The organism is Demequina salsinemoris, assembly GCF_000974805.1.
GTDB lineage: Bacteria > Actinomycetota > Actinomycetes > Actinomycetales > Demequinaceae > Demequina > Demequina salsinemoris.
This window is the reverse complement of sequence record NZ_BBQZ01000005.1, coordinates 156,373-171,275: the sequence shown is the minus strand read 5'-3', so window position 1 is coordinate 171,275 and position 14,903 is coordinate 156,373. Positions and strand designations below refer to the sequence as shown.

Genomic DNA, 14,903 nt, shown 5'->3' with positions numbered 1-14,903 from the left:
TCACTTCCGCGCATCGCTTCCGATGTTGAGAACATGAGGACGATCAGCGCCGAGGCCCGCGTGCTCGCGACCGTGCTGCTGATGTCCGCGGCGTCGGTCGCGACCTACCTCGCCGGCGGCCCGACCGTCGGCTCCGGCACCGTCACGGCGATGAGCCTCGTGCTCACGATCGCGACGCTCGGCCGGGTCCGCCGCACGAGCGGCCTCGCGCGCCGCGTCTACGCGGCCCTGCTCGCAGGCTACGTCTTCCAGCTCGCCGCCAGCGCGCTGTGGTTCGGCACCTTCGCGAGCGGGACGCCCGAGGACTCCACGCACCTCGCGGTGCACGCGCTCATGGGCGTCGGCTACCTCTTCCTGCTCGTCGCCGCGGTCCTCGTGATCCGCCGTTCGGCGCGGCACGGCCTCGGCGGGGTCCTCGACGCGACCACGCTGACCGTCGCGACGACGTCCGCGCTGTGGCAGGCGTCCCTCGCTCCCGTGCTGGGGATGGCGGACGCCGCCCCGTGGCAGCGGTGGCAGATCCTCATCGTCACCACGACCCTCATCGGCGCGATCGGCGTGGTGGTGGGCCTCAGGGCGACAGGCGGGGTGCCGCGCTCCGCGCGCCCCGTGAAGTGGTACTTCGCGGTGGCGCTGCTGATCACCGTCACGGGCAACGTGCTCGAGACCGTGCTCGCGGATCCCGCGACCCGCGTCGCTCCCGAGTGGATCGGCGTCCTGTGGCCCGTCGCGTTCGCGGCCACGTGGGGGGCGATCGTGCATCCTGCCGGTCCCGACGCCTTCGAGATCATCCCGCAACGAACGGTTCAGCTCACCTCGGGCCGGATCTTCGTCCTCGGGGTCGCGATGATGACCACGCCGATCATCGTGATCACGCGCGTGCTGGCGGGCGGGCGCGTCGACGTGCTGAGCGGCGCGATCGCCTCGGTGGTCGTCACCTCCCTCGTGCTCACGCGCATCAGCCAGCTCGCCGCCTCGCACCGCGACGCCGAGTCCCGGCTGCGCTTCCTCGCGGACCACGACATGCTCACGGGCCTGCCCAACCGGCGCGCGGTGGACGCCCGCATCGAGGCGCTGACGACACGCGTGCGCGCAGGAGACTCGCCGGGGATCGTCGTCTGGTTCATCGATCTCGACGGGTTCAAGGAGATCAACGACACCCGCGGGCACGCAGCGGGCGACGAGCTCCTCGTCGCGGTGTCGGAACGGCTCGGCGTGCTCGTGAGGAGCGGGCCCAAGGATCTGGTCGGCAGGCTCGGCGGCGACGAGTTCATCGTGGTCGTCGAGGGATGTCCCGAGATCGTCTCCGAGCCGGTGACCGCGCGCATCCATGAGCTCTTCGGGGACATCTTCGTCCTGAGCGACGGCCCCGCGGAGGCGAGGGCCAGCATCGGGTCCGCGGCGGCCGGCCCCGGTGACGCGCCGACGCTCGACTCCCTGCTCACGCGCGCGGATCACGCGATGTACCGACACAAGGCCCGCAGCACCACGAATGGGTCCGACTGAGTCCGGGGGCGGCCACGCCTGCAACGGTCGGGAACGCGCTCAGCTGAGCCTGAGCCACTCCGACGCGGCGGCCGCCGAGCCCGGTGCCACCGCGCCGGTGCGGGCGAAGTCGCCCCACACCTGCCGCACCGCGGCGCCGACCCGACGGATCCGGTCAGCGCTCTCGTTGACGAGTGCGGGCGCCTGGGTCCAGGCGTCGGGGTCGCCGAGCAGGACGGGCATGTCCATGCCGTGGCCGTCGGCGATCGGCGACCCGGTCGCCTTCCACCCGAGCACGTAGTGCACGGCGCGCCCTCCGGCTGCCCGATGAGCGTCCACGAAGGCCCGCGCGGGGCGCTCGTACACGACTGCCTGCAGCGGACCGGCGATCGCCCGCTGGGCGGAGCCGCCGACGACGCGCGCGCGGAAGGCCCTGCCGACGGCGGGGATGGCCGCACCGACCACGATGCCCTCCTGCGACAGGTGTCCGACCATCAGGTCCACGCGGCTCGCGCGCGCGGTCTCGGTCGCGCGACGCGACTCCGGAGGAAGCGGGTGGCGCCCCCACTGGGGACCGAACGGCATGAGCCCCTTGAGCCCATGCCGCTTCGTCGCGCGGTAGATGTCCTCCTGCGCGCGGTACACCTCGTCGAGCCCCATGCCGGGGTCCACGGGCGCGACCACGCCGCGCATCGTGCGATGCATGCCGTCGCGACGATCGTCGATGCCGAGCGGCGCGGACTGGAGGATCGCCCTCCGGAACAGTCCCTGCGCCTCGGGCACGGCGAGGAGCGCGGCGATCGCGTCCCCGCCCGCCGACTGGCCCATGACGGTGATCCGAGTCGGGTCTCCGCCGAAGCTCGACACGCACGCGCGCACCCATCTCAGCGCCTCGAGGATGTCCAGCAGGCCCAGGTTCGCGGGCGCGAAGTCGTCGTCCCCGAACCATCCGAGCAGGCCGAGCCGGTAGGTGACGGAGACGAAGACGACGCGCTGCTCGCGCACGAGCAGCGCCGGATCGTACGCCTCGAGGTCGCCGGCTCCCGTGAGGAAGCTGCCCCCGTGGATCCAGACGACCACGGGCAGCGGCTCGTCGCCCGCATCGTCCGGCCAGGTGACCGACACTCGCTGGCAGCGCTCGTCGATCCCGAGAAGCTCCGTGTAATCCGGGCTGATCGAGGCGGTGAGCCCGTCTGCAGCCTGGGGGCTGACGGGGGCGGGCGTCGCGGCGTCGTACGGCTTGCGCCAGGGCCGCACAGGCGAAGGCCGTTCGAATCGCGCGGCCTCGGCGTACGGGATGCCCCGCGCGCGCCACAGGTCGCCATCACGATGCGCGAGCACGGGACCCAGCGGCGTGTCGACGCGCCAGGCCGCACCCTTGGACATGGCGGTACCTCCAGGCAGATCTGCAACTCCCCCGCTGGTCACCCTACGCCCGCCCCGGGCGCCACGGCCTCGGCGGGCTGCGAGACGTCGCTCGCCGAGGCGACCGCGGCGATCGAGCCCACCGCGAGCACGGCGACCACGAAGGCGAAGGGCAGCGTCCAGCCCGAGGTGTGCTCATAGATGAGACCCGCGAGCACGGGACCGGCAGCCGCGGCCGTGTAGCCCGCGACCTGGACGCGCGTGGTGATCCGCCGGTTCTCGTCGACGTCGCGCGAGCGCAGGACGACGGACACGAACAGCGCCGTGAAGAAGGCCCCCTGCGCGAGGCCTCCCACGGCGGACCACACGAACCACCACCCGGGCGCGACGAGCAGCCCGACCGGGAGCAGCAGCCATCCGGCGGAGATCACCGCGAGCATGCGGGGCGGGCTCCAGCGCAACGGCCCCGCGAGCACGGGGACCAGGAAGGGGCCGAGGATCCCGGCCGCCTGGAACACGGACGATGCGACACCGGCGCCGGCGGCGCCGAGGCCCTGAAGATCGGCGAGGGCGAGCGGCAGCCACGCGGTCATGGAGAAGTAGGAGATCGTGTGACCCGCGAAGGCCACCTGGAGGAGCCAGACGAAGCGCCAGCGACCGATCGCGCGCGGCGCGCTCGCCACAGTCCCTGGTCCGTCGAGGCTCGGGGTCGGCTCCGTCAGTCCCGCTCGCCTCCTCACGGCGGCGCTCGCGCCGCGCACGCCGGGAGGATAGACGGCGATCCACACCGCGAACGCGATCACGCCGATCGCGACCCCGACCCACGCGGCCGACCACCGCCACCCGACCACCGTGGCGATCGGCACGGCGGTGGCCGTCACGAACGTGACCATGATGTTGACGCTCGCCGTGTACGCGCTCATGAGAAGCGCGGCCCGATGCCTGAACTGGCGGCCGATGAGCATGGGAACGGCGATGTTGCCGATCGCGAGCGAGGCGCCGATGAGGACGGTGCCGGCGAGCAGTCCCGCCATCCCCGCGAAGGACCTGATGAGCGACCCCAGGACGATTCCGCCCAGGCAGTAGAGCATCCCGTGGTTGATGCCGACCCGCCCGAGCAGCCACGACGCCGCAGGGGTGAGAAGCCCGAAGCACAGGACGGGGATCGACGTGAGGAGGGCCGCCGTCGGCGCGTCGAGACCGAGGTCGGAGGAGATGTCGGACACGAGCGGCGCGACGACCGCGATCGGCGAGCGCAGCCCCGTGGAGGCGAGGAGCACGACCCCGACGGGCACCAGGCCCCACAGCCAGGCCGTCGACCATCGTCGCCGCATCGGGCGTCCCCCTCGTGAACAGGTGCGCGACGCGTCGAGCGCGGCGGGGGTCCCGACGCGCCCCGGTGCCGCCTCGCCCAGCGTACGCTCGTCGGCGAGCGCCGAAGGTGAACGGCCCATCACCTCCTTGTCACCCTGGCGTGACAGAATCCGCGTATGCCAGGAACCAACCTCACGCGCGCCGAGGCCGAGGCCCGCGCCGCCGTCGTCACCACCGACGGATACGACATCGAGCTCGATCTCACCACCTCCGAGACGACCTTCCGATCCACCTCCACCGTCACGTTCTCCGCCACCCCCGGGGAGTCGACGTTCATCGACCTCATCGCGCCGTCCGTGCTGAGCATCACGCTCAACGGCGAGTCGCTCGACCCCGCGACGCACTTCGCGGACAGCAGGATCACGCTGCCGGGCCTCGCGGCCGACAACGAGCTGACGGTCGTCGCCGACTGCGCCTACATGAACACGGGCGAGGGCCTGCACCGCTTCGTCGACCCCGAGGACGGCGAGGTGTACCTCTACTCGCAGTTCGAGGTCGCCGACACGCGGCGGGTCTTCGCGGTGTTCGAGCAGCCCGACCTCAAGGCGGCCTTCACCTTCACGGTGACCGCACCCGAGCACTGGCACGTGCTGTCCAACTCGCCGTCGGAGAAGGTCGCGGTCGACGGCACCGTGATGAACGCGGGCAAGGAGCGGGGCGTCGCACGCTGGTCGTTCACCCCGACCACGCGCATCCCCTGCTACGTCACCGCGATCGTCGCCGGCCCGTACCACGAGGTGCAGGGCTCGGTGGAGTCGAACAAGGGCACGCTGAGCGCCAACGTGTACTGCCGCAAGGCGCTCGCCGAGTTCCTCGACGCCGACGTCATCCTCGACGACACCCAGCGGGGCTTCACCTTCTACGAGGAGAAGTTCCAGATGGACTACCCCTTCGAGAAGTACGACCAGATCTTCGTGCCCGAGTTCAACGCGGGAGCGATGGAGAACGCGGGCTGCGTCACCTTCCTCGAGGAGTACGTCTTCCGCTCCAAGACGGCGCAGGCGCGCATCGAGCGCCGCACCATCACCGTGCTGCACGAGCTCGCGCACATGTGGTTCGGCGACCTGGTCACCATGAAGTGGTGGAACGACCTGTGGCTCAACGAGTCGTTCGCCGAGTTCATGTCGACCCTGTGCGCGGCCGACGCGACCCAGTACACGGACGCATGGGTCACCTTCAACTCGCTCGAGAAGTCCTGGGCGTACCGTCAGGACCAGCTCCCGTCGACGCACCCGATCATGGCCGAGATCAGGGACCTCGAGGACGTCGAGGTCAACTTCGACGGCATCACCTATGCCAAGGGCGCGTCGGTCCTGCGCCAGCTCGTCGCGTACGTCGGCCAGGACGAGTTCTTCGCGGGCGTGCAGGAGTACTTCCGCAAGCACCACCACTCCAACGCGGTGCTGAAGGACCTGCTCGTCGAGCTCGAGGCCGCCTCGGGCCGCGACCTCGCGGCGTGGTCCGACGTGTGGCTGCAGAAGGCAGGGGTCACCACGCTGCGCCCCGTCATCGAGGAGGACTCGAACGGCGACATCGCCGCGTTCTCCGTCCTCCAGGAGGTCCCGGCCGAGTGGCCGACCCAGCGCCCGCATCGTCTCGGCATCGCCGGCTACGACGTGGTCGTGGGCGCGGACGGCGAGACGACGCTCAAGCGCACCGTGAGCGTCGAGGTCGACGTCGACGGCAAGCGCACCGAGGTCCCCGAGATGGTCGGCGTGCACCGCCCGTCGCTCATCCTGCTCAACGACGGCGACCTCGCGTACGCGAAGGTGCGCCTGGACGAGGCGTCGCTCGCGACCGCGGTCGAGCACGTGGGCGCCTTCACGGACGCGATGCCGCGCTCGATGGTGCTCTCGGCGGCGTGGGACATGACGCGTGACGGCGAGATGCCCGCGCGCCAGTTCGTCGACCTGGTCCTGGGCTGCATCGCGACCGAGGACCAGTCGACCGTCGTCCTGTCGCTGCTGCGCCAGCTCGACACGACGCTGTCGCTCTACGTCGCGCCCGACGCGGCCAAGGCGACCGCCGAGGCCGCCACGGACACGCTGTGGACGCTTGCGAGCGCCGCCGAGGCAGGCTCGGACAACCAGCTTCAGTTCGTGCGCGCGTTCGCGTCGCTCGCCTCGACCGACGCCCAGCTCGACACCGTCCAGGCGATCCTCGACGGCGGCATCGTCCTCGACGGCCTGCCGGTCGACACGGACCTCGCCTGGGATCTGCTCACGGCGCTCGTCGCGGGCGGCCGCGCGGGCGAGGCGGAGATCGAGCTGCAGCTCGGCAAGGACGCCACGGCGTCGGGCCAGCGTCGGGCGGCGGGCACGCGCGCCGCGATCGCGACCCCCGAGGCCAAGCAGGCCGCGTGGGACACCCTCGTGAACGCCGCCGACGGAGAGGATCTCCCGAACGCGCTCCAGTTCGCCGCGACCGCAGGCTTCTCCAACGTCCACGACACGTCGCTGCTCGAGCCGTTCGTCGAGCCGTACTTCGCGATGCTGCGCCGCGTCTACAAGGACAAGACGAACGAGATGGCGACCAACCTGATCGAGGGCCTCTACCCCACGGAGCTCGCCGGTCGCGTCGAGGGCCTGCAGGACAAGGCCGCCGCGTGGCTCGAGGAGAACGCCGACGCGCACGACGCGCTCAAGCGGCTCGTGCGCGAGGGCGACGACGGCGTGCGTCGCTCGCTTCAGAACCAGGCCGCGGACGCGGCCTACCAGGGCTGATCCAGCGCATCGTCCGACTGCTCGCGGGCCCGGGATCGTCACGATCCCGGGCCCGCTTCTCATACCCCCGCCGGTAGGCGGTTCCACCGGGCCCCAGGTCGTGCGCCGATGTCGGTCGGCCGTGGAAGACTTCAGCCATGCCAGGACTGAACCTCACCAAGATCGAGGCCGCCGCGCGCGCTGCGGTCGTGTCCGACGTCGCCTACGACGTCGCCCTCGACTTCACGCTGCCCGGCGACGTGTTCGGGTCGCGCACCGTCCTCACGTTCGACGCGGAGCGCGGCACGACGACCTTCCTCGACCTCGTCGCCCGCGAGGTCACCCACGTCGAGATCGACGGCGAGCCGCTCGACCCGACCGCGGTCGTGACCGAGGGACGGCTGACGCTGCATTCCCTCTCGGGCCGGACCACGGTCGTCGTCCAGGCGCTCATGCCGTATCGCACGGACGGCCAGGGCGTGCACCGCTTCATCGACCCCGAGACCGCCGAGACGTACCTGTACACGCAGTTCGCCGCGAACGATGCCCGCAGCGCGTTCGCGTGCTTCGACCAGCCCGACATCAAGGGCCGTTTCACGTTCACGGTCGACGCGCCCGCCCACTGGGTCGTCGTGTCCAACTCGACCACGCCCGAGCCCACGCCCCTCGAGGCCGCGACCACCACCGTCGCCCCGTCGGGCGCCGTCGGCGTCCACCGGTGGGCCTTCGCGCAGACCGACCCCCTGCCCTGCTACGTGGCCGCCGTGATGGCCGGCCCGTACGCCTATGCGGAGGGCACGCTGACGTCCCAGAAGGGCGAGATCTCCGCGCGCGTCTACGGCCGCGCGCAGCTCGAGGCGCACCTCGACGCCGAGGAGCTGCTCACCACCGTCCAGGCCGGACTCGACCTCTACGAGCGCGTCTTCGACGCCCCCTACCCGTACGAGAAGTACGACCAGCTGTTCGTCCCCGAGTACAACCTCGGCGCGATGGAGAACGTCGGGGCCGTCACCATCTCCGAGGACCGCCTGCTGTTCCGCGGCCGCCCGTCCGACGGCGAGCGCGAGGCGCGCCAGAACGTCGTCCTTCACGAGCTCGCGCACATGTGGTTCGGCAACCTCGTGACGATGCGCTGGTGGGACGACCTGTGGCTCAACGAGTCGTTCGCCGAGTTCATCGGCACGTGGGCGACAGAGCAGGTCACCGAGTTCGCGGACTCGTGGGTCACGTTCGGCGCGAACCGCAAGTCCGTCGCCTACGTCCAGGATCAGCTTCCGACCACGCACGCGATCGTGACCGAGGTGCCCGACACCGAGGCGACCGTCTCGGCGTTCGACATGATCACGTACGCGAAGGGCGCATCGTCCCTCAAGCAGCTGTCCGCCTACGTGGGCGAGGACGCGTTCTTCGCCGGCGTCGCGTCGTACGTCGCGACGTACGCGTATGGCAACGCGACCCTCGCGGAGTTCCTCGCCGAGGTGGAGAAGGCCGCGGGCCGCGACCTGTCCGCGTGGGCGCACGCCTGGCTCGAGACCCCGGGCGTGCCGACGCTGAGTGCGGAGGTCGCCTACCAGGACGATGCGACGGTTGGGTCGATCTCCGTCGTCGAGACCCCCGCAGCAGACTTCCCCGTCGCCCACCCGCACCGCCTCACGGTCGCCGGCTACCGGCACGAGGACGGCGCCTTCACGCGACTGTGGGAGTCGGAGGTCGCCCTCGAGGACGGCCGCGTCGACGTGCCGGCGGCCGCCGGCCGACCGCGCCACGACCTGCTGCTCGTCAACGACGGCGACCGCACCTACGCCAAGCTCCACCTCACGGAGGAGTCCGTCGCCACCGCGGTGCTTCACATCGGCGACCTGACCGAGGCGAAGCCGCAGGCGATCGTGCTCGACGCGCTGTGGCACATGTGCCGCGACGCCCAGATCCCCGCCGAGAGCTACATCGACGCGGCGCTCACCGCGCTGCCCGTGATGGCGAACTCGACCGCGGCCGCCTCGCATGCGCGCACGCTCGTGATCGCGCTCACCCGCTACGTTCCCCCGGCCCGCCTCGACGAGGTGGCGACCGGCGCCGCCGAGCGGCTGTGGACCGCGGTCGAGGCCGCCGCGCCGGGGTCGGATCTCCAGCTCCAGCTGCTCAAGGCCTACGCCCAGGTGGCGCGCACGACCGAGCAGTCCGAGCGGCTCGCGGCCCTGCTGTCGGGCGCCGTCCCGCTCGCCGGGCTCGAGATCGACGCCGACCTGGCCTGGCTGCTCGTCGAGTCGCTCGCCGCGGCGGGCGCGCTCGATGCGGCCGGGATCGACGCGCATCTGGCGACCGACGACACCGCCGCGGGCCGCCGCCGCGCCGCCGGGGCCAAGGCCGCGATCGGCACCCCCGACGCCAAGCGCGCCGCATGGGAGTCGCTCGTCCGACCGTCCGGTGCGCCGCTGAACAACGCCACGCAGTACGAGGTGGGGCTCGGCCTCGCGCGGGTCAACGACCCCGCGGTGCTCGCGGACCTCGCGCCGACCATCCTCGACGAGCTGCTCGACTACTACCTGCCGAACGAGGGCTTCGTGGGCGCGCGTGTCGCACGGTACGTGTTCCCGATCGCGACCGTCGGCCGCGTCCCCGGGATCGAGGCGCAGGTCGAGGCGTGGCTCGAGGCGCACCCCGACGCGCCGTCGGTGCTGCGCAAGGTCGTCATCGAGTCGCTCGACGAGATGCGGCGAGCGGTCGCGGCCCAGGCGGTCTGACCGTCACCCCGCGAAGCGGGTCGCTCAGCGTCGCTCGCGGCGCCGCTCGACCGCTTCCGGACCGCTCAACGTCGTCGCCTCACCCGCGCGCGTTCTTGAGCTTGCTCACGAGCCTTCGCACGCGCGGGTGGTCGAAGAGCTCGTCGAGCAGCACGGGCACGCCGTTGGAGTCGGTGAGCGGGATGCACCAGTTCGGGTACTCGAGGAACGTGCCCGGCTGGTTCTGCGTCCTCATCTCCCCGACCAGGTCGGTGACCGCGATCGCGCTGAGCAGTGCGGGCGAGTTCAGCACGAGCGTGTGCATGCCCGCGAGGATGTCCTCGTCCTCTGGCTCGATCGGCAGCCAGCCGCGCTCGTCCAGGTAGCGAGTGAGGCCCTCGACCTCGCGTCGTCCCTGCGCCTTCATCTCCTCGACGTCGCCGACGAGTAGACCGAGTTCCTCGGGCACGTCCAGGTCGGTGCCCGCGAGGTACGCGGCGGTGGGCGGGTGGTCGTGCGTCGTCACCGCGACGAGCACGTCCTCGCGGTAGTCCTCGGGCGCGAGCGGGTGACCGTCGCGCCACTCGAAGCGCTGGACGACGGTGCCGAGCAGGCCGCGCTCGTTGAGGTACTGCATGACCCACGGCTCCACGGTGCCGAGGTCCTCGCCGATGACGATCGCGCCGGCACGCTGCGCCTCGAGAGCGACGATGCCGATGAGCGCCTCGTGGTCCACGTAGACGTACGCGCCGTCGTCGGCCTGGTGGCCGTCGGGCACCCACCACTGGCGGAACAGCCCGAGGACGTGGTCGATGCGGAGAGCACCCGCGCTCGCGACGGCCGCGCGGACCAGGTCGCGGAAGGGCAGGTAGGCGGCGGACTCCATCGCGCGCGGGTTCCACGGGGGCAGGGCCCAGTTCTGGCCCTTCTGGTTGAACGCATCCGGCGGGGCTCCGATGCCGACGCCGCGGGCCAGGACGGTCTGGAGGGCCCACGAGTCCGCGCCCTCGGGGTGGACGCCCACCGCGAGGTCCATCATGATGCCGATCCGCATCCCCGACTCGAGCGCCCGCGCCTGAGCGCCAGCGAGCTGCTCCTGCGCGATCCACTGGAGCCACGCGTAGAACATGATGCGGTCCGGGTGGTCCTCGCGCCACTGCGCGACCTCGGGAGCGCGTGGGTGGCTCAGCTCCTCGGGCCACGCCTCACCGCTGAAGGTCTCGGCGATCGCGCACCAGGTCGCGAAGTCCTCGAGCGCCCTGCCCTCGCGCAGGCAGTACGCCTCGAACTGGGCGTCCCGCCCGATCGAGCGAGGCGCCTCGAAGACCTGCTCGAGCGCGGCCTTCTTCGCGGTCCACGCGCCGTCGCGGTCGAGCAGCTCGGCCGTCGCGTTGACACGGCGGGGCTTCTCGGACTCCCATTCGAGCACGGCCCGACGCTGACTGGGAAGGTAGGCGACCTCGGGGATGTCCTCCACCCGGATGTACGTGGGGTTGAGGTAGCGCCGGGACGACGGACTGTACGGCGAGTTGGAGATCGGCGGCACGGGCTCGCACGCGTGCAGCGGGTTGACGAGGACGAAGTCGGCCCCGGCCCGCACCTTCGCCAGCGCGCACAGGTCGCCGAGGTCCGCGAAGTCTCCCAGCCCCCACGAGCGCGAGGATCTGATCGAGTACAGCTGCGTGTGCAGGCCGTACGGCTTCGCCTCGCGGATCTCGCGGCGGATCTCGACGCGCTGCGGCGTGACGACGATCCAGCCCTTGCCCGTCGTCCCCGTGGTCGATCCCTCGACCCGGTGCCAGCCGAGCGGGAGGCTGGCAGGGATCTTGAAGGACGCGCGGCCGATCTCGCGGTCGCCGACCGCGCGCGGAGGGATGTAGATGTCGAGCTGCTCGAGCGGCCACCGCTCACCCGTCTCGAGGACCAGCGCGGCCTCGGCGGGCTCGCCGTGCGCGACGTGGACGGGGATGACCGCCTCGGCGCCCTCGCGCAGCACCGTCACCGCGGGCACCATCCGCTCCCAGCGGAGGTCCTCGAGCCTCACGAGCGCCGCCTGGCAGCGCTCGTCGTCGGAGCCGTCCACGCCCATCGCGGCGAGCACCGCGCGGATCGCGGAGGCCGAGCTGGTCGTGTGCTCTCCCGACGCCGCCGTGTAGTCGAGCGCGACGCCGCACGCACGCGCGAGCTCCTGCAGCGCGGGCGAAGGGCTCTCATCGGGGATATCAGGTGCGTCGCTCACGCGTTCCATCCTGCCATCGTCCGTGGTTCTTGTACGGGTGAAGCGGAAAGTGGACATCGTGTCGGAGGCGGCGATTACTGTAGAGCACGTGATGACTGCAGCATTCCTCGCCGCGACCGTTGACCCGTCCCCCGACGTCACGGCCACGCCGCTGCCCGGCAGCAAGACCGTCGATGAGGTGTCCAACAGCTTCGTGGACTGGCTCGGCTCGGGCTGGGGCGAGGCCGCCTTCATCATCGCGATCATCCTGGCGGGCGTCCTGTTCCTGCTGTTCGGCCGGTGGGTCATCAAGATCGTCACGCAGTCCATCGAGGACGGGCTGCCGATCACGGAGCACAAGGCGAAGTCGGCGCTCCGCAAGGCGAAGATCGCGGTCCCGATGCAGGACACTCTCGAATCCCGGCTCGAGCGGGAGCGCCGCAAGCAGCGCGCGCGCACCATCCGCCTCGTGCTCAACGCCTCGCTCTCCGTCTTCGTGATCATGACCGTCACGCTGATCGTGCTCGGCGAGGTCGGCATCAACATCGCCCCGCTGCTCGCGTCCGCGGGAGTCGTCGGCGTCGCGCTCGGCTTCGGCGCGCAGTCGCTCGTGAAGGACCTGATCGCGGGCGTCTTCATGCTCGTGGAGGACCAGTACGGCGTGGGCGACATCATCGACGTCGGCGAGGCCTCCGGCACGGTCGAGGAGATCGGCCTGCGCTCCGTGAGACTGCGGTCGATCGACGGGACGATGTGGTACGTCCCGAACGGCAACATCACGCGCGTCGGCAACATGACGCGGCTATGGTCGCGGGCGCTGCTCGAGATCCGCGTCGGCTACGACACCGACCTCGAGGAGGCGCGCGAGGCGATGCTGAGCGCAGTCGAGGCCGCGCGGAGGGCCGACGAGGTCATCGACAACGCGATCCTGTCCGAGCCCGACGTGCCCGGCATCGAAGGCTTCGACTACGACGCCGTGACCATCCGCCTGCTCATCCAGGTCCAGCCCGCGACCCAGTGGGACGTGATGCGCGCGGTGCGCCGCGAGGTCCGCCGCGAGTTCACGGAGCGCGGCATCGAGATGGCGATCCCGCACCAGGCCTACAGGATGTCGGAGCCCGCGCCCCCCGGCACGGCAGAGGAGGAGACCGCCGCATCGTCCACGGCCGGCGCCAAGTCGGCCGCCAGCGCGTCGCACCACGCGAAGCCCGGCAAGGACGAGCTGACCCGCGGGGGCTCCGTCGTGCGCGGCGACCAGGGTGACGGAGCCGACGGCGGCGAGGGCGACGAGTGAGCGAGCCCGTCGCCCCCGCATCGTCCATGTCCCCCACCGAGCCTCCCAGCTTCTACGACGCCGTGGGCGGGCACGAGACGTTCGAGGCGATCGTGCGCCGCTTCTACGAGGGGGTGAAGGACGACGACGTGCTGAGCCCCATGTACCCCGAGGACGACATGGACGGCGCGGTCTGGCGCCTCACCGCCTTCCTCGAGCAGTACTGGGGCGGGCCCACCACCTACTCCGAGCAGCGCGGCCATCCGCGGCTGCGCATGCGCCACCAGCCCTTCCACGTGAACCCCGAGGCGCGCGACCGCTGGATGCTTCACATGCGAGCGGCCGTGGTCGAGGCCCAGCTCTCGCCGATGCACTCGGCGACGCTCATGGACTACCTCGAGCGCGCGGCCCACTCGATGATCAACACGTTCGAGCCGACGCCGGGAGGCTGACGAGCGCGACAGCGCCGGCGGCCGGTCCGCGCACGCGCGAGCAGACCTCGAGCCGGGGCGTTCCCAGGATCGGGATACTCTCGATCCCATGAATCACACCCCGGACACCTGGGCCGATCAGGCGGTCGCCTCCGGCCTCGACGCGCTGAACCTCCACCGCGACGGAGACACGAGCTTCACCGGCCAATCCCTGCCGATGCCCGGCGGGCGCGTGTTCGGAGGGCAGGTGCTCGGACAGGCGATCGTCGCGGCGGGCCTCACGGTCGACGAGGCGCGGCCGGTGCACTCGATGCACGGTTACTTCCTTCGCGCGGGCGACGCGTCGAAGCCGATCGACTTCGAGGTCGAGATCCTCCGCGACGGCCGCTCCTTCTCCGCGCGGCGCACGCACGCGCTCCAGGAGGGCCAGCCGATCCTGTCGATGATCGCGTCATTCCAGGAGGCGCAGGACGGCGTCGAGCACCAGGTGACGATGCCCGAGGTGCCGGGTCCCGACGAACTCGTGTCGAGCGTGGACGTCTTCGCGCCGCTCGCAGGGCATCCGACGGCCGACTTCTGGCTCGAGCGGGCGCCCTTCGACGCGCGCCAGGTCGAGGGCCCGATCTACCTTCGCCCTGACCGCCAGAAGCGCGCCTATCAGACCACGTGGGTGCGCGCTCGGACCAAGGTCGAGGTGCCCGACCTGACGCACCGCGCGCTGCTCGCGTTCGCGTCCGACCAGATCATCCTCGAGCCGATCCTGCGCCGCCACAGCGTCTCATGGGCGACGCCTGACATCTCGTTCGCGAGCCTCGACCATGCGATGTGGTGGCACCGCCCCGCGCGCGCCGACGAGTGGCTCCTCTACGTGCAGGACGCGCCGACCACGCAGGGCGGCCGAGGCCTCGCGGGCGCCTGGGTATTCTCCGAGGACGGGGCCCTCGTCGCGACGGTGGCACAGGAGGGAATGGTCCGCTTGTGACCCCTCCGTCGGACCGTGCTGACTCACCCCTATTTACCAGGCTTGATATACACCCGGCCAAAGGTCACAGAATGATTACGTTCTTGACCAAAGGTTGAAGATCTGTCCTCGACGTTGTTACGGTCGAGCAGGCCCTTCGCCTGGGCGCCGCCATCGTGCGGTGCTCGCGGAGGCCCTGACAACCCAGGTCCGCGAGTGCCCCACGATGGCGGCGCGCGTATGGCAGTGAGTGTCCGGCGCCGCCTCCCGGCGAGCGCCGCACGGGATCGTGCGGGCGCATCAGCGTCCCGATCCAGTCACCTCAGCCCGGGCCGCGATCTGAACGAGTCCGCGCCTTCGTGCGCGAACGATCA

At 71.1% G+C, this 14,903-nt stretch carries 9 protein-coding genes; 6 read left to right on the top strand and 3 right to left on the bottom strand.

The features are described 5' to 3' along the window. Window positions 1–33: 33 nt before the first annotated feature. Window positions 34–1,506 carry a GGDEF domain-containing protein gene (locus AOP78_RS10885; RefSeq protein ID WP_062204323.1) on the top strand — a complete coding sequence of 491 codons (1,473 nt, stop codon included), beginning with the start codon at window positions 34–36 and terminating at the stop codon, window positions 1,504–1,506. A gap of 39 nt (window positions 1,507–1,545) precedes the next feature. Here AOP78_RS10885 and AOP78_RS10880 read toward each other — a convergent pair whose 3' ends face one another. Next, window positions 1,546–2,871 carry a carboxylesterase family protein gene (locus AOP78_RS10880; protein ID WP_062204320.1) on the bottom strand — a complete coding sequence of 442 codons (1,326 nt, stop codon included), beginning with the start codon at window positions 2,869–2,871 and terminating at the stop codon, window positions 1,546–1,548. Window positions 2,872–2,909: 38 nt separating this feature from the next. Further along, complete coding sequence (locus tag AOP78_RS10875) at window positions 2,910–4,304, bottom strand: MFS transporter (protein WP_062204317.1); 1,395 nt, start codon at window positions 4,302–4,304, stop codon at window positions 2,910–2,912. 36 nt (window positions 4,305–4,340) lie between these two features. On the opposite strand from AOP78_RS10875, the gene pepN (AOP78_RS10870) reads away from it, so the two are divergent. Continuing rightward, window positions 4,341–6,947, top strand: coding sequence for an aminopeptidase N (gene pepN, locus AOP78_RS10870; protein WP_062204314.1), 2,607 nt, complete (start codon window positions 4,341–4,343; stop codon window positions 6,945–6,947). A gap of 137 nt (window positions 6,948–7,084) precedes the next feature. Then, complete coding sequence (gene pepN, locus AOP78_RS10865; RefSeq protein WP_062204311.1) at window positions 7,085–9,667, top strand: aminopeptidase N; 2,583 nt, start codon at window positions 7,085–7,087, stop codon at window positions 9,665–9,667. A gap of 79 nt (window positions 9,668–9,746) precedes the next feature. Here the strand turns inward: pepN (AOP78_RS10865) and malQ are convergent, their stop codons facing one another. Continuing rightward, window positions 9,747–11,894: a 4-alpha-glucanotransferase gene (gene malQ, locus AOP78_RS10860; protein WP_236685368.1), complete on the bottom strand. Its 2,148-nt coding sequence runs from the start codon at window positions 11,892–11,894 to the stop codon at window positions 9,747–9,749. 82 nt (window positions 11,895–11,976) lie between these two features. Here malQ and AOP78_RS10855 point away from each other — a divergent pair, with 82 nt between their 5' ends. The 3 genes from AOP78_RS10855 to AOP78_RS10845 all read left to right on the top strand — a co-directional run bounded on the left by AOP78_RS10855 (window position 11,977) and on the right by AOP78_RS10845 (window position 14,550). After that, entirely contained in the window at window positions 11,977–13,158 is a 1,182-nt protein-coding gene (locus tag AOP78_RS10855; RefSeq protein WP_236685370.1) for a mechanosensitive ion channel family protein, read from the top strand. Window positions 13,159–13,184: 26 nt separating this feature from the next. Beyond that, entirely contained in the window at window positions 13,185–13,589 is a 405-nt protein-coding gene (locus tag AOP78_RS10850; RefSeq protein ID WP_062204710.1) for a globin, read from the top strand. 88 nt (window positions 13,590–13,677) lie between these two features. After that, window positions 13,678–14,550 carry an acyl-CoA thioesterase gene (locus AOP78_RS10845; protein WP_062204307.1) on the top strand — a complete coding sequence of 291 codons (873 nt, stop codon included), beginning with the start codon at window positions 13,678–13,680 and terminating at the stop codon, window positions 14,548–14,550. The last annotated feature ends 353 nt before the right edge of the window (window positions 14,551–14,903 follow it).